We start from the raw sequence: 22,446 nt of genomic DNA on the forward strand, positions 1-22,446 counted from the left end.
GCATGGAGCGCCGAGATGTGAGGGCAGCGATCGCCTCGGGCTACCCAGTACCGATGCAGTACCAAACCCAAAGCCTAACAGACTAACCTGCTATCCCTCAAGGACAACGACTCTGTCACCATAGCCTAGCCTGCCCACTTAAGAGCAGGAATCTGCTGGATGGGTAGCTACATCCTCAGCTACCTCCTCTATCATCCTAGATTTCTGTGGAGTTCTCTGACAAATCTTTGAGCATCACCCTAACCGATGGGCCGGTGTGGATTGAGAAACCATCCCTAGGCGTTGCTGGTCGTTGTTTCTAGGATCGTGCCCAACACACAGGCTCCTGACCAATGCACACCAAGCATCACGGCCCCGGATAGATCGCAACACAGTAGATTGGCGCTACTAAAGTTTGCCCCGGTGAGGTTTGCACCACGTAGATCGGCCTCTTGGAGATTGGCCCCGGTGAGGATCGCCCCCTGTAAATCTGCCTGGCTAAGATTTGCACCCTCTAGATTGCTGCTGCTGAAATTGCACCCTCGGAGATCTGCGCCTCGGAGATCTGCCCCAGACAACTGGGCTCCCATCAAAGATGCGCCACTCAAGAAGGCTCCGGCCAGACAGGCTTGACGCAGTTGGGCTTGCATTAAATTGGCACCGCGCAGATTGCTGCCCCGGAGATCAGCTTCGGTGAGGTCAGCCTGCATGAGGTTGGTGCCCAAAAAACTGCCCCGGAGGTCAGCTAAATAGCCATAACATCCCACTAAGGTGGCTCCGTCTAAGCGGGCATTGAGTAATTTAGCTTGGGATAGATCTACCCCCGTGAGGTTGGCCCCTGCAAGGTTCACGTGGCTGAGATCCACACCGGATAGATCTTCATCTTCAAGGTTGGTGCCAGCTAATTGTTTGATCTGTCCAGCACGAATCAGGTCAAGCTCCATAGGCTCCAAAATACTCCAGGCATTAATGCAACGGGGTGGACGAACGGTTGGGGTTTTGCCCCCAGGCAACCAGGGGACTTTGGTCACAGTGGGAATCGAGCAGCCAAAGCCCGGCGGCAATCTTGGGCGTCACTATGGGCAACTCTAGCCCTTGGCGTAGACCATTGACCAGCAGTTCGAGGGTATCGAGCAGCTTGGGATCCCAGCGATCGCTTTGTTCAACTTGACAGGCGACAAAGGCATCTAGCCATTGATCGGCGGTGAGGCTGGCTGCGCCGGTGCGATCGCTGCGCCGCTGGGCCAAATGCTTCTGAAACGCCGTTGCCAACCCTAAAATACGCGACTCTAGGGGAATTTCATCGCCGGATAGCCCAGACGGATAGCCCTTACCGTTCCACCATTCTGTTTGATGGGTAATGATGGTGGCGATCGCCCTCAGTCTGGGCATGGTGCGCAACACCTGAGTGCCGGGGGTGAGGGCACAGGTGAGGGGCAGGGAGGTGGCATCTGCTTCTTCCGGCTCGGGGAGCGAGGTATCGAGTTGGCTGGCTCCAATGCCGGCCACGCGGGAGAGCAGCCCGGCTAGGCGTAGGCGATGCAGTTGCCAGGTTGGCAGGTCTAGCAAATGTCCCATCGCTTCCGCTAGGGTGGCCACTTCGGTAGCCGCGAGAGGATTACTCAGGTCGGCTTGATCGATCAACTGGGCCGCGCGCAGGAAGGCCTGAAGTTCGTTAGAGGTCAGGTTTTGATCCAGGTTTTGATGACGCTTCTGGGGCCGCTGTCCTGGGGTAGCTTCCAGGGCAGTTTGGTGGGTGCGCAGGTAGTCTACAACGCGGGCTACGACCTGGCCTAAACGTTCGGAGGTGGGCTGGCGGCAGAGGGCTTGGGGCTGAATCGCTGCCTGGGTGATGGTGGCTAAGCGTTGGGCCAACTGTGCCTGCAGAGTAGGATGATAGGAACCGAGGTGGGCGATCGCTAATTCAGCGGTTTCCAGCACCAAATCGGGCTCAAAGGTCCAGAATCCATAGAATCGTCGCTCTAGATCCGTTTGGGGTAGGCCCAAATCAGCATAGTCTGCGGCGGAAAGCTCTTGGCACAGCACCATGGCCATGTAGTCTGGCGAGACGATGATCAGGTGCCACTCTTGGGCCACCGGATCGCTATCTTGCAGGGGCACAATGTCAACATTGGGGCGCTGACTGGTGGGATGGTCGGCAAAGCCCGCGTCATCCGCCGCCATGATCACCACTGCGTCAGCCTGCTGAGCGATCGCCCCATAGCGCTCCGCTTCTTCCAGATACCATTTCCCTCGTTGGAAGGCGGTAATCACCAAGGGGTTAGCCTGGGATTCTAAAATGGCGTCTTCTAAGGCATGGCATAGAGCCACCAGCGTATTTTTGTAATACACGCCAAAATTAAGCGATCGCTGCCCTGAGTCGCCAGACTGATGGGCAAGCTGTAGGTTCTTGAGAATTGATCCGTCTAACATAACCGTGTGACTCTACTACTTCCCTAGATCTCTGCGCCTAAGCCTGCACCAACTGCCGCGTTTTTTGAACCATCGGTGCTGACAACGCTTCTTCTAAGGCTGCACAGCCTAAGCGTTGCTCTAAGAGCGCCATCACCTCTCGACCAAAATCGTTGGGGTTACGCTGCCAAGCCTGTAGGCAAACCTCCCCAAAGAAAGACCCCAAGGGCTCCGGGTTCCACAATAGCTTCTTGGCAGTCCAAGGCATCATGCTCATTGGATTATAGCCCGGCTTAAGAATGTCATTTTTGAACGCATACTCTTCTAGGTGAGTGTGGGGCTGCAGCCCAATGAAGAAGATGGCGGGTTCGACCTTATCGGCCCCAAAAATACGCTCTAGCTCGCGATGGTAGGCAATGGTTTGCCGGATGGTGTCAAAGGTTTCATCGATGACATTGAAGGAATAGTTGACCGAGACCACATCGTTGAAGCCAGCAGCCTTCAAGTCTCGACAGTTTTCGAGCACCGTGCGCAGATTGTAGCCCATGCGCATCTTGCGCACCAGTTCTTGAGAGCCGCTGGTGATGCCAATCTCGAAGTAGTTCATTCCGGTTTTCACCATCAGATCACAGAGCTGTGGCGTGAGATTATCCGCTCGGATATAGGCAGCCCAGTGAATATCCGTCATGCCGGAGTCTACAACCTTTTGCAGAAGCTCGATCGCATCGTCGATATATTTGCGGGCCGGGATAAACTGAGCGTCGGTAAACCAAAAATTGCGAATGCCCCGGTCATAGAGCTGGCGCATCTCCGCCACCACCTCATCGGCGGGATTGATGCGCACCTGCTTGCCTTCCACCACGGTATATACGCAGTAGCAGCAGTTGTGGGGACAGCCCCGCTTCGTCTGGACGCCGACGTAGAAATCCTGCTCCTGCAAGTAATAGTCAAACTCGGGCCAGATGTGACCGATGTAGTCGTAGTTGCAGGCAGTTTTTTCAATGGGCGTGGGCCATTCGTGGATCATGCGATCGCGGGGTTGGGTTTCGCCCGCCACATAGCAGCGCTCGCCGGCTATATCTTGGCCGCGCAGCAACTTTTCTAGGAGCGTTTCTCCCTCACCGACGGAAATAATCGTTCCCTTGGGCAGCTTGGTGCCCAGTTGTTCGTAGAAGACACTCACGGCACCGCCGCCCACCACCGATCGCGCCTGAGGATTGTGGCGCTGGGCCTGCCGCAATCCCCGTTGAATCAAGCCGGTGTTGCGCCATAGCTCTTGGTAGTAGGCCGTAGTCACCTTGAGGCCGCCCATGGCACCGCGCAGGCGAGTCAGAGGATTTTTGGCGTAATAAAACTCAAAGGCGTGCTGCAGGGGGTTGCCGCCCCGCCCGCCCACCGGGGCATAGATTTGAATATCTCGCCAAGAGAAAACCAGCAGCGAGGGCTGAAACTCGTCGATGCAGGCATCAAGGGCGGTGGAGAAGTCCAGCGGAGGAACCGTTCCTAGATCAAAAATGCGTTGTTCAATAGCCGGAAATTGTTTATGGACATGATCTGCCAAGTAAACAACACCGATGGGAAAAATAGGATTGCAAGGAAGGCGAACGTATAAAATGCGCTCTTGCGTCATGGCTTTAACGAGGGTATCCTCAGTTTTTTCATATAACTTTACGATACCACTGCCCTCTAGATGCTGCACGGCTTCCTCTGAATCGTTTGGATGGACTCCGGTCAATGGTGCTGGTGGCACACTTCAGGGCGACTCGGGAACCAATGCCGTGGGATTGAGCGATCGCTTTTTGGGTAAAAGTCTTGCTGGATAGGGCTTTTACCCAAAAAACTGGCTCGTTAGAACGTTGGATTAAGACATCGATGTTCCTTGCCGAGATGGACGGGATGATCGGCCAATATAGCCTTGCCAGAGCTGGGCTAACTCCTGAGCCTGCGATCGCCACTTGGGGGACACTTGATACATCCGTCGAGGCCGTCCTCGCCCCTTCATTTTTTGCCAATAGCCCGTGATCGCTGCTTCGTCTTCGAGGAACTTAATGGCACTGTAGAGCACCGTATCGGAGAGCCGATAGTTGGGATGCTCATGTTGGAGTTGCCGAATCAGTTCTGTGCCATAGGAGTCATGCTGAATCAGCACATCTAAGACATAGCAAATGGCTAGTTCTTTGTTGAGGTAAAACGGCGGTGGATTGCTAAAAAACTCGTATACATCGTCAAACGTGGTCATGGAAGTTATAGGTCGAAGGTCAAGTTAGACGCGATCGCCTCAAGGACAAATCACGCCAGGGGCAACATGATTGCATAGGGGGTTATGAGCAGGATCTAGGTGAAATGTAGTGCGGTGAGATGCACCATGAAAGAGCAGCAGGGCAGTTTTTCCTAGGAAAGTAAGGGGCGTACTCTCGTTAGGATGACGGGTTCACTAAGCGCCGTGAAGAATATCCAGATCAATCCGTCGCTTGCGTCAGGAGCTTTGATGCAAGGCGATAGGAGGAATTCTCTGGAATGAATGCCGCTGTACGAGTATCCCGCCAACCGCTACTGCACATCGCAGATCAGGCGTTAGGGGGGACAAGGTTGGGAACACGTTGCTTTGGGGGTGATGCGACAAGATCGTTCCACTGATCTAACCTGAATCCTTAGGGTTGGTGAGAGTTCCCCATCGGTGCAACATTGATCACACCTAAAACCCTAGGGTGACGGAACGACAGATGTCACGGACAGGGCAGTCCCCATAGATAGTCCCGACGATCAACAACCGTAGGACTGTCGTCTAACTACGTAGAACATTCAGTTAGACGCAGACCGTGAAACTACGATCTAGGGAAAAGCATCACCCCGTCGAAGCAGAGATTTTATGGGTTGGAGTAACTCTAGCGACACAAGCAGCAAGGCGAAAACAAGATGGGGACATCATGACTTACCGTACAGGAGAAGTCCCCCTAAGAGTATTTCACAGAATCTAGCATCCACGGCTGATTGTCTTTCACCCTCGTGACATGTACTCGTCAAAGTCTGGCTCGTTGCTGGAGCAGCTATGGAAGGATGAGCGATCGCCCCGTGGCTCACTTAAAATGCTCCACAGCTATGGGACGTAGATCTAAACATTCAGGAACTCATGACGTGGATCCAAAGCATGGTCAATGTGGAGGATGTCCACACGTTCACCATCCTGCTTGTGGGAGCATGGGACATGCTTATGGATGCAGTAACTACCTTTGAAGTGACAATTTTGATAGGTTACAGGCGCACCTGTGCAAACCTTAGACAACTTTTGGACTAGTAGCCACAGCAAACTTACGCAATTGGGCAATGATCGATAGGGCTCTGGAATCTAGGGGAATGATCACCGCCAACTCAGGGTTATTACGGATGAATCAGGCGCTTATGGCGTAAAAAAACGGCTCTTTTTTGGTGATGGCTTGAACTCGTCTGAGGTTGGGCATTGTCAGGTGAATCATCATCCAAGCAGATCTACGGAGCTCGATTGTTCATGGGGTCGGGCGATCGCTTAGATCCTCCATTCAACGGCATTCAAAAGGTTGGTACCGATAGCCATCGACGGAGGCAGCATCCTGTATGGGCAGACAGGTTTGATCGTCTAGCACCGCCTCTAGTCGGCGAGGGGGAACCGTCTGCATGTTGATCAGCCAAAGCTGTAGGGGGCGGGGGCGATCGCTCAAGACATCATCCAATCGGTTGGCGGCATCAATAGGTTGTTGCTGGTGGGCCAAGAGAAACTGGGGAGCTGGGCGTCCCGTTGCGGAAACAGGATAGCGCTCTTGGATGTCCCAGGCGATGGCCATCAGGCGGCCGGTTTGGCCGTGGGTGCGGTGGGCGATCGCCACCAGGGTTTCTGGGGCTGGCGCTTGGGCTGGCACTTGGGCATAAATGGCATCTACCACGCGATCGGGACGATGGGTCTTTTGGTAGCCCAAATTGGTAACCACGGTCAGGCTACCCAGCAGTGCGGCCATGAGCATCATCAGGGCAGGACGCGACAGACCCCATCGCGTCACCGGGCGATCGCTCTGTTCCACCCAGATGGCGATCGCCACCAGCACGGCGGGAAAGTAGACGAAGTTGTAGCGGAAGGCGCTGGTGAGATCCATGCCTAGACCGTAGGTGATGCCTAGGAAGATCAGGACGGCGATCGCCACCAGTAAGACGAACGCTTGTCCCGAGGATGGGGGATGCGCTGGGGTGGCTGTTCCCCGTCCCTGTACGAGTCCCGACCGACTCGACCCGAGCAGCCAAATCGTCCAGATGGTCAAGCCAACGAGACCCAGGGCAGACCCGATCACCACGGCGGTGGAAGCGGCTTGAATGGGCAATAGGTAGAGCATGGTGATCCAGCCAGCGATCGCTTGCCCTAGGGGATCTAGCCAGCCGAGTCCTGAGCGATCGCCTTGGTAGATCCAGCGGGTGAGTTCACTATCGTGGGCTCCCAACAGCCACGGCAGCCATACGGCACCGCCCGCCGCTGTGCCAACTATAGCCGCCAAAATGCGCCATAAAGCAGATCTCTGTAGGTTAGAGCGCCAGGCGATCGCTACTATCAGGAGGGCGATCGCTTCTGCCAGTAGGGTGAGCGTGAAGAAATAGTGGGTGGCGATGCCGAGGGTGTTGACGCTGATCCAGGCGGCGACCTCTGGGATGGTGAACCGGTGTTGACCCTGAAGCGATCGCACGGCCTGTAGCCAAAGGGCTAGGGAGGCAAGAATCCACAGAATCGGCAGCGTATAGTGGCGAGCTTCTTGGGAGAGGTAGACCGCGAAGGGTGAGAGGGTCATCAAGCCAGCGGCAAAATGGGCGACCCGTTGGGAACGGCTGGCCATCCAAGCTAGGCTATAGGTGGCGGGAATGGCCAATACTCCGAATAGGACAGACAGCGATCGCACCCCGACCACCAGCGTAGACTGACCGCCCAACCCAGTCCACAGACGCAGCCATAGGTGGGTGAGGACAAAATAGAGGGGCGGATGGTTGCTTTCGCTGAGCAGGTTGGTGATCACCTGGGAAGCGGAGTTGGGGGGCTGCTGCACCGGCGCTAGCAGGGCGTCGAGGGAGATGACTTGGTTGAGGGGGACGGTCTGAAAGCTATGCCCTAGGCTAAAGACCAAGGTGGCAAACTCATCCGTCCACAGGGGTTTGTCGGCTAAGCCCCAGAGGCGTAATCCAGTGCCCACAAGCATCCATAGCAGAAGTCCAATCCAGGCTGCTGGCGATCTACCTCGTGGCGGCACATGGTTCATGGGAGTTGCGCTGAACGAATCGCCCATCACTTTATCAGGAAGCGGTCTCAGTCCGTGATCTTAGTCAGGAGTAGGATTGCGTTAGGCGAAGCCGTAACGCATTTCAAGCCTCACTCACGTTGCATCCAAGACCATGGATACTAGATGCATGGTGAGACGCATGGAAGGATGGGAACAATGGCCGAGCTGATGCCGCCAGAAGCAGATTGGCTGCCCGCCTTGACGGGGAAATCCGTGCGCCAAGCAGGGAAGCAGTTCATTCAAGATGACCAAGCGCGATCGCTCCCGAGTGTGAGCACTATTTTGAATGCCACTAAGCCACCGGAGGCCCGCGCTGCTCTGGCCCAATGGCGATCGCGTCTAGGACACGATGCCGCCACCAAGGTGACGATGACGGCCAGCCGCTGGGGTAGCCAAACCCATAAGTACTTACGACAATTTTTGCAAGGTGAAGTAGTTACCTGTCCCGATACGGTGCAGCCCTACTGGCAGAGTTTGCAGGCGGTGCTGGCCGATTTAGACGCCGTGCGTTTGGTAGAAAGCCCTGTTTTTCACTACGACTTGGGTTACGCCGGCCGGGTCGATTGCGTGGTTAGCTACCAAGGCACGCCCTGCCTATGTGATTGGAAAACTGCCGATGTGCCCAAGCGGTCGAGCGATCGCCTCTATGATCAGCCCCTCCAGCTTGCTGCCTACTGTGGGGCCGTGAACCATTGCTATGGCGATCGCCTGCACCTGCGCCATGCTCTACTGGTCGTGGCTCTGCCCGATCAGCCTGCGGAGGTGTTTTGGTTTGGCCCCGACCAGCTTCGAGAGTATTGGCATCAATGGTGCGATCGCCTGGGCCAGTATGATCGCCGCTATCGCTAAGATTCTGCTCTGATCCTAGGGATAGTGGGTGACCCTCGGCGTTGATCAGCACAGCGCTATGGTTGCATGACGCCATACCTGACAATCCCCCGGATCTGAAGGACTCGGGGGATAGAAGAGCGTCTCGGATGGTTGCCAGGACAATGGCATTCGTTCACCATCAAATCCCTAGCGATTGGGAGGCATGGGAACTTGGGGCATGCCGTCGCCAATAATCGATCGCATCCCTTCCACGGTGGCGGGAATGCTTTGGGGATCCATGAACATCACCTTGCTGCTATCGCTTTCGCCAATCTTGGTGCCCATTTCAATATATTGTTGAGCCATCAGATATTGCAGCGACTCCCGAGCATTGGGATCAGATTGGAGGATGTTGGAAATAATTTTCATGGCCTCGGCGGTGGCTTGAGCCTTGAGCACCTGTTCTTGGCGCACGGCTTGGGCCCGCAGGACGATGCTCTTCTGCTGAGCTTCTGCATCTAGAATCACCGCTTTTTGATCCGCCTCGGCTGCGAGTAACTGCGAATCGGCCCGACCTCGGGCCGAGTTCACCGCAGCTTCCCGCTCCCCTTCCGAGGTGAGGATGGCGGCCCGTTTGCGGCGCTCGGCGGTCATTTGCATTTCCATGGATTCCTGCACGGCCTTGGAGGGCATGATGTCGCGCAGTTCTACCCGCGTCACCTTGACGCCCCAGGGGTCGGTGGACGTATCTAGCTCTCGCAGGAGCGATTCGTTGACTTCTGAGCGAGCTGTAAACGTTTCATCCAGTTCTAGCCTGCCCATTTCTGAGCGAATTTGGGTGAGTACCAGGTTCACCATGGCTGCCTGCAGGTTTTCCACCTTATAGTAGGCTCGCTCTAGATCCATAATTCGCCAATAGACCACGGCATCCACGGAGATGGACACGTTATCACGGGTAATACATTGCTGGGCAGGAATATCCAGCACTTTTTCCCGAATGGTTTCTTGATAGACCACCCGTTCGATAAAGGGCACCATGAAGTTCATGCCGGGCTTCAGCTTTTTGTTGTTGTATTTCCCTAGCATTTCCACAAGGGCTTCATTTCCTTGGTTGATGATTTTGACGGAGTTCGCTAGGGTAATCGAGCCGCCAAAGGCAATCACAATCAGAAACATTAATGGATTCATGGGATCAGTCTCCTAAGTAGCGAAGGGTCGTTGAAACAACAGGCTTGGCTATCAACGGGGATGAATGGAGGTTTCCGGCATCACCAGCAGGGTATTGCCCCGCCGCCCCACCACGTACACCAGTTGGTTGGGAGCGATCGCCACGTCATCTTCGCAGCGGGCGGGCCAAGAGTTGCCTTCGTAGAGCACCCGGCCGGTTTCGCCGGGCAGAATCTCCGTTAAGGTTTTGGCATCGGTGGCATCTTCCAGCACTCTGGCGCTTTGGGGTGGCATAAATCGCCGTAACATCAGCGTTGCAACGACGGATAGCACCAGCCACAGCACAATTTGAATGGAAACCTGAGGCACCACCAGGGCCACGATCGCCACAATGATGGCGCTCACGCCCAGGGTGAACTCGGTAAAGCCGGTGGGGATTGTAAATTCCATGACGCATAGGATGACGCCAGCAATCAGCCAAATTAGCGGAGGTTCCATAGAGACCATCAATTCATCATCAAATCATCGTCAAAAGAAGCGTCAATTAAAGCTGTTGGATCACAACGATCGATGTCCGCAGGGAAGCGATCGCTTGAGGGTTAACTACGCGCTCAATCGTAGGTGTTCCTTATAACCACATAACCACGTTGGCTAGCTTGGTTTCTTGGAGGTTTGGCTGATGCAAGTCCTGATCATGGGCCGTGACGGCTGATGGGACTACAGTGGTCATTTCTGCAAAGATTTGCCAAAATTTGCGAAACCCTGGATGGATGCCTTTCTCTAGTAAGCTGCTGGTGGAGCTGGATCAGATGTCGAGCAGATCGGACGTCGAGCAGATCGGTGGCGTTGGGGCGGGCAATGCGGAGTCTTGAACTCTGGCAGCAGGTCTGCCATGGCGTCTGGGTGTCACCCCTAGCTACCTAGACTCAATCTAGCTCACCTCTGGGGCGATCGCGGTCAGCGAGTTGTGTATCTTTAGATTGAGGTGAGTCAGAGCTGCGCTTGGGCTTGAGCCCTTGATCAATCGGATGGCATCACGATCGAGGTAGAGCGCTAGACTGCTAAGTAGGAAGCCCTGTTGATTATAGTCATCTTACATTGTTCGCCGGTTGAGCCACCATGAGCCCTTCTACCCTATCTATCGAGTGCGCCGATCCATCCTGTGCCCAGCCGGGCAATTCCATGGATCAGCTTCTCTGCCGTCAGTGCCGTAAGCCGCTTGTGCATCGCTACCTTTGGGCGGTGGGAACCAGGGCAGAGGCGGTGCCGGTGGGTACGCGGGTGAGCGATCGCTATGCGGTGGTCGCCCCCCACATTTGGCTGGATACTCAACCAGGACGGCTGCCTGATTTGCCTGATCAGCCGCCTCCATCTGCGATCCCCTATCTAAAGCTACGCTCCCACCATCTCCACATTCCTGATGTCTACGGCGTTTGTCACCTAGAAGGCGATCCGGAGCCGGTGTTGCTGCTAGAACAGGGCCCCCTACACCGCCAAGGAATTTTGCATCCAGCGATCGCCACCGCTTGGGATGCCGCCACCCCGGTGCGGCGGGTCTATTGGCTCTGGCAACTGTTCCAGCTTTGGCTGCCGCTGGCCCAGCAGGGGGTGGCCCAGGCGTTGCTGAATCCTGAACAGATTCGGGTGGATGGCTGGCGGATACAGCTACGTGACCTTGAGGTGAGCCAAGCCTTGGATGCGCCGGCGAGTTTAGGACAGTTGGCGAGCCTGTGGCTGCAGTGGATTGGCAATGAACCGGGAGCGATCGCCCAAGGGCTACGCTCGATCTGCTACGAAATGCAGTCCGTGGGGCAACTGTCTCCCACCTTGGTGGCCGTCGGCGGCGAGTCTGGTGTGGATGCCGACGCATCGACAACGGGAGGATCCATGGAGGATCTACGCACGGCACCGCCCGTGGCGGCCATTGCCCAGAAGCTGAACCAGCTCTTGCTCGAACAGGCGAGTCAACTGCCGATTAAGCTGCGGGTGGCGGGCGGCACAACGACGGGGCCCCAGCGAGCGCACAATGAAGATGCTTGTTACCCCAATGGCCCAGAGAGCAATCTTGCCGAAGATGTGATCCTCAAGCCCCATGTGGCGATCGTCTGTGATGGTATCGGCGGCCATGCTGGCGGGGAAGTGGCGAGTCGGCTGGCGTTGCGATCGCTCAAGCTCCAGCTTTCCGCCCTGTTGACCGAGGTGGTAGACCAGGGCGAGGTGCTGTCACCAGACATTGTCAGCCAGCAGCTTGAGGCGATTTTGCGCATTGCCAACAATATGATCGCGGCCCAAAACGATAGCCAGGGGCGCACGGCCCGTCAGCGCATGGCCACCACCGTCATGCTGGCGCTGCAGTTGCCCCAACGCATTCGCACCGAAACCGGCGATCGCAATACCCACGAACTCTACCTGGCCCATATTGGTGATAGCCGCGCCTACTGGCTGACGGAAGAATCCTGCCATCGGCTCACCCTCGACCACGATATGGCCAACCGTGAGGTGGTGCTGGGGAATAGCCTACCCCGCGCTGCCCGCCTGCAGCCCAATGCGGGCGCACTCACCCAGGCCCTAGGCACCAAAGATGCGGACTATATCCATCCCACCGTCCAGCGCTTCATTCTCGAAGAAGATGGGGTATTGCTGCTCTGTTCCGATGGGCTGAGTGACCATGGCTGGGTGGAGACCCTGTGGGAAGACTCTACCCAGAGGGTGCTCAAGGATAAGATGTCTTTGGATGCGGCTATGCGCTCCTGGCTAGAACTGGCAAATCAGCGCAATGGTCACGACAATGCCTCGGTGGTCTTGCTCGACTGTCGGGCATCGCTATCGAGTCCCCAATTGTTTGAGCCGGGGGATGTGCCGCTGCAACCATCAGACACCGACCTGTCTGACACGGCCCGGGCCTTGCTCTATCCCGAGGATGAAGATGAACCAGATCTGCCCTGGGATAGCGGTTTAGAAGAAGAGGCGGGCGATCGCTCCCCTGAGCACCACAGCAACATCTGGGGGGTGATTCTCGGTCTAGCGCTGCTCTGCTTTTTGGTGGGTGGCGTGGGCATTTTGGTTTGGCGGTATGTGAACACCTACGGCGTACGCGATGGGCTGGAGCAATTGCTGATTCCTGAACAGCCTGACGAGGCCAATCCTGAGGAGATCGATGAAAGCGAGCCCCAACCCTAGCTCCAGCCGCCAATCGTTCAAGGGTACCCATCCTATGCAAAGATAATAGAGGTTCTTTTCCGCCCTGCCTCAGAGTTGTGCTGACTGTCATGATGGGCTGGATGTAGGGATGGCGGGCGATCGCCTTGCCCTAGCGTCTAAGTATGGAGGTGGGGTAGGTCGCTAATGTTGCAGGGGCGGTGAAGGGTACGTTGGCATTGTGCACCGTTGAACGAGGGATACAGAGATTTATGAAAGTTGGCGATCGCGTCCGAGTTTGTCAATCCGTTGTGGTTTATCATCACCCCAAACATCGCAACCAGCCTTTTGATCTAGAGGGGCAAGAAGGCGAAGTTGTGGGGTTGGCTAGCCAATGGAAAGACAAGCCCATCAGCGCAAACTTTCCTTGGCTGGTGAAGTTCGACGGTAGATTTAAGGCCCATCTGCGAGATACAGAATTAGAGGTGGTGGAGTAGGGCATGGCGGTCTAGATGGGCGGTCTAAATGGGCGATCTAGACGATGGGTTAGCCAAGACGATGGGTGGCGATCGCCGTTGGGGTTCCCGCTCAGCACTACACTAGGGGGTGGCGTTTTCTCAGGAAAACCCGCCCCACTCACGGACTGGATGAGCAAGCATGATCGTTCGTTTTTTGGTTTCCCTGCTGGCGCTGCTGACGGTGGCGGTGACGGGCTTGGGGCTATCAAGCTGCAGCACAACTGACCTTCGTCCTACGATTCCGCTTGCGGAGATTCAGGGTAAGTCAAGTCCTGAGGCCGCGATGTTTGTGGCTAAGCAGGCTCCCCTGATGGTGTCGGTGTTGGTGCGTCCGGATGAACTAGCCGCCATCGATGCCCAACTGGTTGCCCAAGGGCGATCGCCCCTCTCGGCCGAGCAACTGACACAGTCTTGGTTAGCCGATACGGGGCTGAGCTATGGCCGCGATATCCAGCCTTGGGTGGGCGATGAAGTCACCCTGGCAGTCACCACTGCCGACCTCGATCGCAATCCTGACAACGGCGAGCAACCGGGCTATTTGCTGGCGCTGAGCAGCACCGACCTGCAGCGATCGGAGCAATTTGTGCAAAAACTCTGGCGCAATCAAGCGATCGCTGGCTCTGATCTCGTTTTTGAACGCTACGCCGGGGTGACCATTACCACCCATGCTCCCAGCGATCCAGATCAAGCGCCCACCCTGGCCAGCGCCACCGTTGACTCCTTTGTGCTGCTAGCCAATCACCCCAAGGTGCTGCAGCAGGCCCTGAATACGGTGCAGGTGACCAATTTGAGCATCGCCCAAGATCGCCGCTACCAGGAAGCCTTGGCCCATGGGGGCGATCGCTTAGCGGTGGTGTTTGTGAACGTACCGCAGTTGCTCGATTGGCTGGTGCCGTCGGCGGATCCGGCTCCCTTTCCCCTTTTGACCAGTTTGCTAGCGGGCGTGCGATCGACGGCCGGGGGCTTGGTGATCGAAGGATCTCTCTTCTCCGCTGCCGGGCAGCACATGCCCCTGAGCCAACCGCTGCTCTCTGCCCCCGTGGGCGCGTTGCAGTACATCCCTCGCCAGAGTGCGCTGGTGGCGGCGGGGGTGGATCTCTTCAGCAGTTGGCAGCAGCTCAATGCCGGGCTGGCGGGCTACCGATTGCCGCAGCAATGGTTAGGCTCCCTGGTGAGCGATCGCCAAACCCAATGGGGGATTGACCTACCGCAGGATATTCTGTCCCATTTAGTCGGGGAATATGCGATCGCCCTATTGCCCACTACGCCTGCCTTTAGCGATTGGGTCTTGGTGACCCAGTCCTCCCCCGACTTAGCCGAGGTGCTGCAGAATCTAGATGCTGTCGCCACCGAGCAGGGCGTCAGCCTCGGGCGCTTTCCCCTGGGTGAACAGGCCATCACCGCTTGGGCGACCCTGCAGCCGGTTAGTGAACCCCAACTGCAGCTTGCCGCTCAGGTGCAGGGCGTTTATACCAGCCTGGGCAACTATACCGTGGTGGCCAGCTCCCTAAGGGCTATGCAGGCGGCCTTAGCGGCTCCCACCCAATCGTTTCTGGGGGATGCTACGTTTCAGCGAGCGATCGCTTCCTTCCATACCCCCAACGACGGCTACCTGTACCTCAATTGGAGTCTGCTGCGAGGGGCGATCGCCCAAAAAATTCCCCTCCTCTCCTTCATCACCAGCCCTAAAACGCCATTAGTGACCGACGTAGACGAGATCACCTTCACCAGCTACGGCAACGACTCCACCGCCCAGCGCGGCGAGATTTTTCTCCATGTGGGTCGCTAGTACCGCAAGACAGAAGAACGAAGACAGAAAAACGAAAAGGACTTCCAGGACACACAAGGTTTCCCACCTCAGCACCTAGGTGGATTCCTTACACCTCGGAGAACTAGGTAGGCAGGAGGGATGTGCCCTTGTGAACCATGGGTACCCTGAGCCATACTAAGACAGCCCAAGGGTTGGGTACCTATACCGAGGTGGAGTCCTATGGCCCATGCCGACTTAGATCCCATCATTGCTGCCTTTCAGAGCAAAGATTATAAAACAGCGGCGCGGCTGATCAAGCCTTTACTGCAGCGATCGCCCCCCGATCCTGGCGTGTTGCTCTATGCCGCCAAGCTGCAGGCCGTTGCGAATCACGGCGAAGCGGCGGAGCGATATTATCGTCAAGTGCTGCAGGCCACCACCAACCCCAAGCTGGCCATGCAGGCTCGCCAAGGGCTTGAGCAACTTGAACAGCAGATCCAAGACCAGCGCCGGCAAGCGATCGCCGCCGCCACGGCCGATCCGGATCACAGCAAACCAGGCTTTTTGATCCTAGAAGCGATCGCCCCAGACCAGCGCCAGACCGCCGCCCAGCACTTTGCCCGCATTTTTAAACTCGATCCCTACACCGCCCGCTTTCAGATGCCCAACCGAGGTTGGCGGCTCTACCGCATGGGCGCGATCGGCGAACTGCAGGTGTATGGCCAAGAGCTGCGTGATGCGGGCATTCCCGCCTTTTGGCAACCCCTAGATGCCGTTCGTCAACTGCATGTGTTTCGGGTGCAGTATTTCCAAGATCTGTCGAACCAGTCTACGGTGATTTGCCAAAACGAGCATGGCCAAACCGGCGCGCTCACTTTTGCCTGGTCAGAAGTCACCCAGCGCGTTAAGGGCCTGCTGCCCATTTTTGAACAGGTGGTAGACCTCAACTCGCGGCGGCAGGTGCGGCGGAAAGATGCCACCCAAGACTATGCCCAGGTGTATGACCTGCATATTCCAGGGCGCAACTCCATCGTGCGCTTTTGCGACTGCACCTACCAGTTTCAGTCGGGGGTGATGTTTGAGGATGATGCGGCTATGGGAGGGCGATCGCTGCGTCTGAGCTGGAATCGCCTATCGCAGTTTCTCGATCACACCCTAGATGCCGTCCCCCTGTGGTCAGACTTCACACCCTTTGCAGAAAGCGCCATTAACCAACTTGATCTAGTGATGGGGCTGCCCCATTATTTAGACCTGCTGCGTAAATCCGAGAGCACCTGGGATCCCGCCTTCCATCTTTATAGCAGCCTAGTATTTTTGTATAACCTGTCGCGATCGCCCTAGGGTTGCCAAGCTAGATCAAAGATGGAGCAAGGCATTCAGTCAATCTCCCCTGGGTAGCGTTTTGCACGAAACAACAGCAGGCGGGCGGTTACCCTACAATGAAGCAAACGGTACTGTGAGGAACGGCTAAACCCATGCGAGCACTGTTTATCTATCCCATTTTTCCAAAAACCTTTTGGTCCTACGAGAAAATCTTAGAACTGGTTAATCGCAAAGTTTTGCTACCGCCGCTAGGGTTGGTCACGGTTGCAGCCCTGCTGCCGCAAACCTGGGACTTCAAGCTCGTCGATCGCAATATCCGTCCAGCCACGGAAGAAGAATGGGCCTGGGCCGACATCGTCATCCTCTCCGGCATGATTGTGCAAAAAGACGACATGATTGCCCAAGTGCAAGAAGCGAAGCGGCGCGGCAAGCTCGTGGCGGTGGGCGGCCCCTATCCCACCTCCATTCCCCAGGATATGGAATTTGCCGGTGCCGATTTCTTGGTGCTGGATGAAGGGGAAATTACCCTACCCATGTTTGTTGAAGCCCTAGAAAGGGGCGATCGCAGCGGTGTCTTCCGTTCCGGTGGCGAAAAGCCAGACGTGACCCATACCCCCGTGCCGCGCTTCGACCTGCTCGACCTCGATCAGTACGACTCGATGTCCGTGCAGTTTTCCCGAGGCTGTCCCTTCCAGTGCGAATTTTGCGATATCATTGTTCTCTATGGTCGTAAACCCCGCACCAAGACGCCCGAGCAGTTGCTCAAAGAATTAGATTATCTCTATGAACTCGGCTGGCGGCGCAGCGTTTTCATGGTAGACGATAACTTTATCGGCAATAAGCGCAATGTAAAACTCTTACTGCCGGCGCTCAAAGCCTGGCAGCAGGAGCGCGGCTATCCCTTCAGCTTTGTCACCGAAGCATCGGTAGACTTAGCTCAGGATGAAGAGATGATGGCTATGATGTCCGATTGTCGCTTTGATGCGATCTTCGTAGGCATTGAAACGCCTGACGAAGAAAGTCTTACCTTCACCAAGAAGTTTCAAAATACCCGCGATTCCTTAGCTGATTCCGTTGATAAGATCACGGCTGCAGGTCTCCGGGTGATGGCGGGCTTTATCATCGGCTTTGATAACGAAGAAGCTGGGGCCGGCGATCGCATTGTTACCTTCGTTGAATTAACCGGCATTCCTGCCACTACCTTTGCCATGCTCCAGGCTTTACCGAATACAGCCCTGTGGCATCGGTTAGAAAAAGAAGGACGCTTACTCGGTCAAGAAGCGGGCATCAACCAAACTACCTTGATGAACTTCGAACCGACTCGCCCGATTGAACAAATTGCCCAGGAATATGTAGAGGCCTTCAGCACGCTCTATGAACCTCATACGTATCTGAATCGCGTCTATCGCTATTTCCTGAAAATGGGTAAGCCACGCTATAAACTAGCATTCCAGTGGCCCAGCTTAGTGGATCTGCGTGCCCTACTGATCGTCATTTGGCGGCAAGGTATGAAACGCAGCACCCGCTGGGAATTTTGGCGTAATCTCTGGGGTATCCTGCAGCAGAACCCTGAGGTGGCAGTTCAATACCTAACCGTCTGCGCCCACAATGAACATTTCCTAGAATATCGCGATATTGTTCGTCAGGAAATTGAGGAACAGTTGGCAGCTCTGAAGGCAGCTAAGGATGAGTCTGTTCCTGATCCGGTTGCGGCATCGGTGGGTCAGTAAGTCAAGTCAGCTAAGAAGCGATCGCTCTTTGGGTTAGGAGAGCGATCGCCCCTTCTCGATCGATTCTGTCTACAAGAGGTGCGATCGCAATACTTGGTGGCTGATGTACGACTGCTATAATTTTGAGTACCAAACTAAATGCAGTTAAGCGCCATGAGAGCAGTTAAGGCCATAGGTCGCGTTGATGAGTGGGGGCAGATTCATCTAGATCAGCCTCTTGTGGATGTGAATGGTCGAGTCGAAGTGATCATTTTGATTGGTGAAACTGAGCTTGAATCCGATCGGGTTTCGAAAGATGAAATCCTGGCGAATTTTCGACAGGCTTGGCACGAAGCTATGACCGGACAAACCGTACCCGTTTCCCAACTTTGGGACGGGATTGAGCATGACTGATCAACCGATCGTACAGGTTGAAGCGGCTAGAATCTTTACTCGTAATTTAAGAACTCTGGCAAAAAAAATATCGCAGCATCTACCAGGATGTTCAACCGATTATTGAAGAACTCCAGAACGGCAATATCATTGGCGATCAAATCTCGAACATCGGTTATTCGGTCTTCAAGGTTCGCATTCGCAACACGGATATTCAGAAGGGTAAAAGTGGTGGATATCGCCTGATTTACTATCTTCAAACTACGACTGGAATTATTCTTCTGACGATCTATCTAAAGTCTGAGCAGGCTGATATTGATGCAGATGAAATCAGAGCAATCATCGAGCAGGAAGAATAAGGAGACGTGCTTGCCCTAAGGTTATTGGATTGGATGGTTGGGCGCTCATTCCTGAGCTACCCAAGCTCTATGCGATCGCTCCTTGGGTATGATATGGGTAATGAAGGGAGCGATCGCTATAGAGTTTGCCATAACGGAGTAGAAGCACCAAGGGAACCTGAATCATAATTCGATAGAATGGGGACATGCTGACCTGTACAAGGTGAGCCAATTGACAGGGACATGGAGTTTGAGTTTGATCTACACAAGAGTCAATCTAATCAGCAAAAGCACGGCATTGACTTTACAGAAGCTCAACAATTGTGGATGGATATTGATCGTATTGAAATCCCTGCTAGAACCGAGGATGAAGCCAGGTTTTTAGTGATCGGTAAAGTTAAGGCTAAACATTGGTCAGCGGTGATTACCTATCGAGAATCAAGAGTCCGAATCATATCCGTTCGACGGGCACGAATAGAGGAGGTAGATATTTATGAAGGCAGAAGCATTTGATCAGCGCTTTGAGCAAGGTGAAACAATGACTGAATGTTTGGAGCTCGCTCAAGCTCGTCGCCCGGGACATGAATCTAGAGCGGTGACAATCGATTTTCCTGAATGGATGCTGGAGGCATTAGATCGGGAGGCAAGACGGCTTGGAGTGACTCGCGAATCAATTGTTAAAGTTTGGCTGGCTGAACGGCTTGAACGAGTGAGTTGAAGGAAAGCTTGGATGTTTCAGTTCTAGTTTATCCGGGTTAACTATGCGGCAATGCCCTGACAGATTTGTTCTTCCAGCATCGCTTCCCGATCGCTCATGTCTTGAATGCCTTGCTGGATGATCGTGCGGATATCCTGCCCTTGCTCATAGGCCGCTAGCCAGCGCTGGGCTTCATTCCCCTCCCGGAGAATTTTCTTCAGCGGAGATAAAAAGCAGCTAAAGCCCCGAGACTTGGCGATCGCCCATAGTTCTGGGTAGAGTTCCTCAATCCAGTCGCGGGCGATGATGGTGCGACCATCCTGCCAGTGGCGCAGTTCGGCATCGAGACTGTGGTAGGCGGCAGCTTGTTCATTATCATCAGCGATCGCCCCTAGTTCTTCGATAGATAGGCTACTGCTCACCAGGGGATCGAGGTCGGGCTGGTCAAAGAGCTGCATCAGTCGAGCTTCCAGGAAAGCGGTGATGGCTAAGAGAGCGATCGGATCAGATACGAGGTCACAGATGCGTAGCTCTAGACGGTTGAGGTTATAGGGACGGCGATCGCCATTGGGTCGCACCGATGACCATAGGTGGCGCACATTTTGCATCGTGCCGAGCACCAACTGTTGCTCCGTCCATTGAATGAAGTGGTCATGGCTGGTAAACAGCGGTACCTGGGCGGGAGTTTTAGGGAAAACGCTCCAGCGGCGCGAGTGGGCACCGGTCACCTGACCATCTAAAAAGGGTGAGGATGCGCTCAGGGCCAGGAATAGCGGCGCTTCTAATCGCACTAGGCGACAGGCCCGCATCAGCATCTCTGGATCTTCGATGCCGATATTGATATGGATGCTAGCGGTGACTACCGTGGCTCCGTAGGTTTGTTCGATGTAGTCGTGGTAGGGATTGCTGGGGTCGGAGCGCCAAAATCGTTGGCTATCGCCGAGGGAGAGGGTGCTGCCGGGGTGGATGGTGTAGTTTCCTAAGGTTTGCAGGTAGGCGCGCAGGTCGCGGCGGGGGCGCACGAGGTTACACAGGAGGCGATCGTAGCCGTAGAGAGGGGGAGTGGTATATTCCACATTGCGGCTATCGGGTTCGCGGACGAAGCCATGCAGGGCGGCGGTAATCTTATCCGAGAGTCCCACAATCTCCCCCTGGGGGGTGCCCGTGTACATCTCAACCTCAAAGCCTTTGGATAGTAGCACGGTCGTTCTCCTTCATTGCGCAGGGATGATTACCCGTGAGGTGTTGTCTAGGCGACTGGGAATCTGGGTGTAGCCTTGCCCCACGGTGATGCTTGGCAATGCCCATAGGATTACCAATGATTCTATTATCCGGTATGGCCACGACCTCTGGATGAGGGGATCCAGAGAAATGGGCTGATGGTTAGACAGAAAGCAAGGGTTCCGTTGGCTCTAGGAGTTGTTCAAACAGGCGGCGATCGCTGAAGTCAGACACGACGAGAGTAGCTCCGGCTTGATAGAGAATCTCCGGCGGCTGGCTGGAGGCAATGCCCACGGTGGGAATGCCGGCTGCCACGGCGGCCTGCACACCGGAGGGCGAGTCTTCAAACACGATCGCTTCCTCTGGGGCAATATCAAGACCATCGAGGGCGAAGGTATAGGGTAAGGGGTCGGGCTTACCGCGCTCCAGTTCTTCCCCCAAAATTACTACCGGAAAGATCTCGTCAAAATTTAGGGTTTGTAGGATGAAGTAAGCATTATCTCGGGGAGCATTAGTGACCACGGCGCGCTTGAGGGCACGCTGGTTCATCCAGGGCAGCAGCACATCTAGACCGGCTAGGGGACGGAGAACCGTGGCCGCACGGCGGCGAAACTCAGCTTCTTTATAGCGGCTAAGCTGAATACCTTCATCTACAGACAGTTGGGGCAACAGGTCTTGGATGATATGTTCATTCAGACGGCCGTTGAAATGTACTTTATAGAAATCCAGGTTGATGGTTAAGCCATAGCCCTTTAGCAGCTCTGCCCAAGTCTCAAAATGTACCGGATCACTGTGGGTTAAGGTTCCATCAAGATCAAATAGGAGGGCTTTTAACATAGGTACCTAAGAGAAATGAAATACGGATCAGGGCGATCGCAACTGTGCTCAGCTCCTGATAAGTCGAAACCAGGTGATACAGGTGCTCGTTGAAAACCCATTCCCTACTATCTATACGTCACTGCCTATTTGGCAGATTGCGAGGGATTCAGCATGGCGCTGCTTTGGGCAAGGGGTACCTGTCCGCATTCATCAAACTTCATCACACCATGATCAAAAAGCAGGTTGACTAAAACGTGCTGAACGGACAAGCCTGCTCTCAGCATAGCGAAATCATGATTTAGTGGTTGTCTTATTGATAACGTCTCTTAACGTGCCTAGCCAAAGGTGGAACCATTCCAGCCCCACATGGCTCCTGGGGCATCAGCAAATTCGATGTAGGTGCGATTGGCTGGGATGCCCAAGGCAGTATGGATCTTGGCGCAAAAATCTTGGCTCATGGCGCGGGTGCGATCGCCTCCCATGGTGCCCACACTTTTAATTTCGATATAGCAGGTGGGTTGGGTGGTGCCCCCAAAGGTCATGGCGATGTCGGCTTGAAAGGAGGTCATCACGTAGGACTCGGGTTTACCCAAATGCTTGGCCAGACTGGCGGACAGATCCTTCAGCAGGGACTCAACCGCGGCCGCATCCGGGGAGGGGAGGGAAGTTTGAAGTTTGATTAAGGGCATAGGTCAAGGGTGATCACGTCAAACGTCGGTTTATCTTGGGACTCATCTGCCAAGCCATGGTAGATCGACCGGTTGAATCGATGGGTGGGGGTTGGATCGTGCTAGATGCTTGACCCAACCTACTCACACCTCGATCTACGGGGCTATTAGATCGAGAAAGTCCTAGGACTCTGAGGTGGAAGTAACTCGCCTATG

General features: G+C 55.0%; 20 protein-coding genes. 10 read left to right on the forward strand and 10 right to left on the reverse strand.

The features are described 5' to 3' along the window. Positions 1 to 275: 275 nt before the first annotated feature. The 5 genes from JUJ53_RS19035 to JUJ53_RS19055 form a co-directional block, all read right to left on the reverse strand. Positions 276 to 923: a pentapeptide repeat-containing protein gene (locus JUJ53_RS19035; RefSeq protein ID WP_204153622.1), complete on the reverse strand. Its 648-nt coding sequence runs from the start codon at positions 921 to 923 to the stop codon at positions 276 to 278. Between the two features lie 22 nt (positions 924 to 945). Next, positions 946 to 2,412 (reverse strand): DICT sensory domain-containing protein, encoded by a 1,467-nt coding sequence (locus JUJ53_RS19040; RefSeq protein WP_204153623.1) that lies wholly within the window; start codon positions 2,410 to 2,412, stop codon positions 946 to 948. A 37-nt stretch (positions 2,413 to 2,449) separates the two neighbouring features. Then, on the reverse strand, positions 2,450 to 4,021 hold the full coding sequence (locus JUJ53_RS19045; RefSeq protein WP_204153672.1) for a photosystem II high light acclimation radical SAM protein: 1,572 nt from the start codon (positions 4,019 to 4,021) through the stop codon (positions 2,450 to 2,452). Between the two features lie 231 nt (positions 4,022 to 4,252). Further along, the gene (locus tag JUJ53_RS19050) at positions 4,253 to 4,630 is read right to left on the reverse strand and encodes a PadR family transcriptional regulator (RefSeq protein ID WP_204153624.1); all 378 of its coding nucleotides are present in this window, start codon (positions 4,628 to 4,630) and stop codon (positions 4,253 to 4,255) included. A gap of 1,297 nt (positions 4,631 to 5,927) precedes the next feature. Continuing rightward, positions 5,928 to 7,685 (reverse strand): glycosyltransferase, encoded by a 1,758-nt coding sequence (locus tag JUJ53_RS19055; RefSeq protein WP_204153625.1) that lies wholly within the window; start codon positions 7,683 to 7,685, stop codon positions 5,928 to 5,930. Between the two features lie 150 nt (positions 7,686 to 7,835). On the opposite strand from JUJ53_RS19055, the gene JUJ53_RS19060 reads away from it, so the two are divergent. Further along, a complete protein-coding gene (locus tag JUJ53_RS19060) occupies positions 7,836 to 8,528 on the forward strand; it encodes a PD-(D/E)XK nuclease family protein (protein WP_204153626.1) in 693 nt (230 codons plus the stop codon). Between the two features lie 168 nt (positions 8,529 to 8,696). Here the strand turns inward: JUJ53_RS19060 and JUJ53_RS19065 are convergent, their stop codons facing one another. After that, positions 8,697 to 9,677 carry an SPFH domain-containing protein gene (locus JUJ53_RS19065; RefSeq protein WP_204153627.1) on the reverse strand — a complete coding sequence of 327 codons (981 nt, stop codon included), beginning with the start codon at positions 9,675 to 9,677 and terminating at the stop codon, positions 8,697 to 8,699. A 51-nt stretch (positions 9,678 to 9,728) separates the two neighbouring features. After that, entirely contained in the window at positions 9,729 to 10,163 is a 435-nt protein-coding gene (locus JUJ53_RS19070; protein WP_343327991.1) for an NfeD family protein, read from the reverse strand. 612 nt (positions 10,164 to 10,775) lie between these two features. On the opposite strand from JUJ53_RS19070, the gene JUJ53_RS19075 reads away from it, so the two are divergent. The 9 genes from JUJ53_RS19075 to JUJ53_RS19115 all read left to right on the forward strand — a co-directional run bounded on the left by JUJ53_RS19075 (position 10,776) and on the right by JUJ53_RS19115 (position 19,543). Continuing rightward, a complete protein-coding gene (locus JUJ53_RS19075) occupies positions 10,776 to 12,836 on the forward strand; it encodes a protein phosphatase 2C domain-containing protein (RefSeq protein WP_204153629.1) in 2,061 nt (686 codons plus the stop codon). A 230-nt stretch (positions 12,837 to 13,066) separates the two neighbouring features. Next, on the forward strand, positions 13,067 to 13,291 hold the full coding sequence (locus tag JUJ53_RS19080; RefSeq protein ID WP_204153630.1) for a ferredoxin-thioredoxin reductase variable chain: 225 nt from the start codon (positions 13,067 to 13,069) through the stop codon (positions 13,289 to 13,291). 160 nt (positions 13,292 to 13,451) lie between these two features. Beyond that, the gene (locus JUJ53_RS19085) at positions 13,452 to 15,101 is read left to right on the forward strand and encodes a DUF3352 domain-containing protein (protein WP_204153631.1); all 1,650 of its coding nucleotides are present in this window, start codon (positions 13,452 to 13,454) and stop codon (positions 15,099 to 15,101) included. Positions 15,102 to 15,302: 201 nt separating this feature from the next. Then, entirely contained in the window at positions 15,303 to 16,403 is a 1,101-nt protein-coding gene (locus JUJ53_RS19090) for a tetratricopeptide repeat protein (RefSeq protein ID WP_204153632.1), read from the forward strand. 134 nt (positions 16,404 to 16,537) lie between these two features. Beyond that, on the forward strand, positions 16,538 to 18,115 hold the full coding sequence (locus JUJ53_RS19095) for a B12-binding domain-containing radical SAM protein (protein ID WP_204153633.1): 1,578 nt from the start codon (positions 16,538 to 16,540) through the stop codon (positions 18,113 to 18,115). Between the two features lie 153 nt (positions 18,116 to 18,268). Beyond that, positions 18,269 to 18,508, forward strand: coding sequence for a hypothetical protein (locus JUJ53_RS19100; protein WP_204153634.1), 240 nt, complete (start codon positions 18,269 to 18,271; stop codon positions 18,506 to 18,508). A gap of 140 nt (positions 18,509 to 18,648) precedes the next feature. After that, complete coding sequence (locus JUJ53_RS24800; RefSeq protein WP_343327992.1) at positions 18,649 to 18,846, forward strand: type II toxin-antitoxin system RelE/ParE family toxin; 198 nt, start codon at positions 18,649 to 18,651, stop codon at positions 18,844 to 18,846. A 222-nt stretch (positions 18,847 to 19,068) separates the two neighbouring features. Further along, positions 19,069 to 19,338 carry a BrnT family toxin gene (locus tag JUJ53_RS19110; protein WP_204153635.1) on the forward strand — a complete coding sequence of 90 codons (270 nt, stop codon included), beginning with the start codon at positions 19,069 to 19,071 and terminating at the stop codon, positions 19,336 to 19,338. Then, the gene (locus tag JUJ53_RS19115) at positions 19,319 to 19,543 is read left to right on the forward strand and encodes a ribbon-helix-helix protein, CopG family (RefSeq protein WP_204153636.1); all 225 of its coding nucleotides are present in this window, start codon (positions 19,319 to 19,321) and stop codon (positions 19,541 to 19,543) included. Before JUJ53_RS19110 ends, JUJ53_RS19115 begins: the two co-directional genes overlap by 20 nt. 41 nt (positions 19,544 to 19,584) lie before the next feature. Here JUJ53_RS19115 and gshA read toward each other — a convergent pair whose 3' ends face one another. The 3 genes from gshA to JUJ53_RS19130 all read right to left on the reverse strand — a co-directional run bounded on the left by gshA (position 19,585) and on the right by JUJ53_RS19130 (position 22,251). After that, positions 19,585 to 20,724 (reverse strand): glutamate--cysteine ligase, encoded by a 1,140-nt coding sequence (gene gshA / locus JUJ53_RS19120; protein WP_204153637.1) that lies wholly within the window; start codon positions 20,722 to 20,724, stop codon positions 19,585 to 19,587. Positions 20,725 to 20,905: 181 nt separating this feature from the next. After that, positions 20,906 to 21,580 (reverse strand): HAD-IA family hydrolase, encoded by a 675-nt coding sequence (locus JUJ53_RS19125; protein WP_204153638.1) that lies wholly within the window; start codon positions 21,578 to 21,580, stop codon positions 20,906 to 20,908. Positions 21,581 to 21,897: 317 nt separating this feature from the next. Beyond that, positions 21,898 to 22,251, reverse strand: a complete 354-nt coding sequence (locus tag JUJ53_RS19130) for a phenylpyruvate tautomerase MIF-related protein (RefSeq protein WP_204153639.1) — start codon at positions 22,249 to 22,251, stop codon at positions 21,898 to 21,900. Positions 22,252 to 22,446 lie beyond the last annotated feature (195 nt).

Origin of the sequence: Leptolyngbya sp. CCY15150, from assembly GCF_016888135.1 — a bacterium.
Classification (GTDB): Bacteria; Cyanobacteriota; Cyanobacteriia; order RECH01; family RECH01; genus RECH01.

What these genes read in the sequence shown, in the direction of transcription:
- JUJ53_RS19035 (WP_204153622.1), bottom strand. Translation starts at nt 923, where the DNA reads ATGGAGCTTGACCTGATTCGTGCTGGACAGATCAAACAATTAGCTGGC.
- JUJ53_RS19040 (WP_204153623.1), bottom strand. Translation starts at nt 2,412, where the DNA reads ATGTTAGACGGATCAATTCTCAAGAACCTACAGCTTGCCCATCAGTCT.
- JUJ53_RS19045 (WP_204153672.1), bottom strand. Translation starts at nt 4,021, where the DNA reads ATGACGCAAGAGCGCATTTTATACGTTCGCCTTCCTTGCAATCCTATT.
- JUJ53_RS19050 (WP_204153624.1), bottom strand. Translation starts at nt 4,630, where the DNA reads ATGACCACGTTTGACGATGTATACGAGTTTTTTAGCAATCCACCGCCG.
- JUJ53_RS19055 (WP_204153625.1), bottom strand. Translation starts at nt 7,685, where the DNA reads ATGGGCGATTCGTTCAGCGCAACTCCCATGAACCATGTGCCGCCACGA.
- JUJ53_RS19060 (WP_204153626.1), top strand. Translation starts at nt 7,836, where the DNA reads ATGGCCGAGCTGATGCCGCCAGAAGCAGATTGGCTGCCCGCCTTGACG.
- JUJ53_RS19065 (WP_204153627.1), bottom strand. Translation starts at nt 9,677, where the DNA reads ATGAATCCATTAATGTTTCTGATTGTGATTGCCTTTGGCGGCTCGATT.
- JUJ53_RS19070 (WP_343327991.1), bottom strand. Translation starts at nt 10,163, where the DNA reads ATGGTCTCTATGGAACCTCCGCTAATTTGGCTGATTGCTGGCGTCATC.
- JUJ53_RS19075 (WP_204153629.1), top strand. Translation starts at nt 10,776, where the DNA reads ATGAGCCCTTCTACCCTATCTATCGAGTGCGCCGATCCATCCTGTGCC.
- JUJ53_RS19080 (WP_204153630.1), top strand. Translation starts at nt 13,067, where the DNA reads ATGAAAGTTGGCGATCGCGTCCGAGTTTGTCAATCCGTTGTGGTTTAT.
- JUJ53_RS19085 (WP_204153631.1), top strand. Translation starts at nt 13,452, where the DNA reads ATGATCGTTCGTTTTTTGGTTTCCCTGCTGGCGCTGCTGACGGTGGCG.
- JUJ53_RS19090 (WP_204153632.1), top strand. Translation starts at nt 15,303, where the DNA reads ATGGCCCATGCCGACTTAGATCCCATCATTGCTGCCTTTCAGAGCAAA.
- JUJ53_RS19095 (WP_204153633.1), top strand. Translation starts at nt 16,538, where the DNA reads ATGCGAGCACTGTTTATCTATCCCATTTTTCCAAAAACCTTTTGGTCC.
- JUJ53_RS19100 (WP_204153634.1), top strand. Translation starts at nt 18,269, where the DNA reads ATGAGAGCAGTTAAGGCCATAGGTCGCGTTGATGAGTGGGGGCAGATT.
- JUJ53_RS19110 (WP_204153635.1), top strand. Translation starts at nt 19,069, where the DNA reads ATGGAGTTTGAGTTTGATCTACACAAGAGTCAATCTAATCAGCAAAAG.
- JUJ53_RS19115 (WP_204153636.1), top strand. Translation starts at nt 19,319, where the DNA reads ATGAAGGCAGAAGCATTTGATCAGCGCTTTGAGCAAGGTGAAACAATG.
- JUJ53_RS19125 (WP_204153638.1), bottom strand. Translation starts at nt 21,580, where the DNA reads ATGTTAAAAGCCCTCCTATTTGATCTTGATGGAACCTTAACCCACAGT.
- JUJ53_RS19130 (WP_204153639.1), bottom strand. Translation starts at nt 22,251, where the DNA reads ATGCCCTTAATCAAACTTCAAACTTCCCTCCCCTCCCCGGATGCGGCC.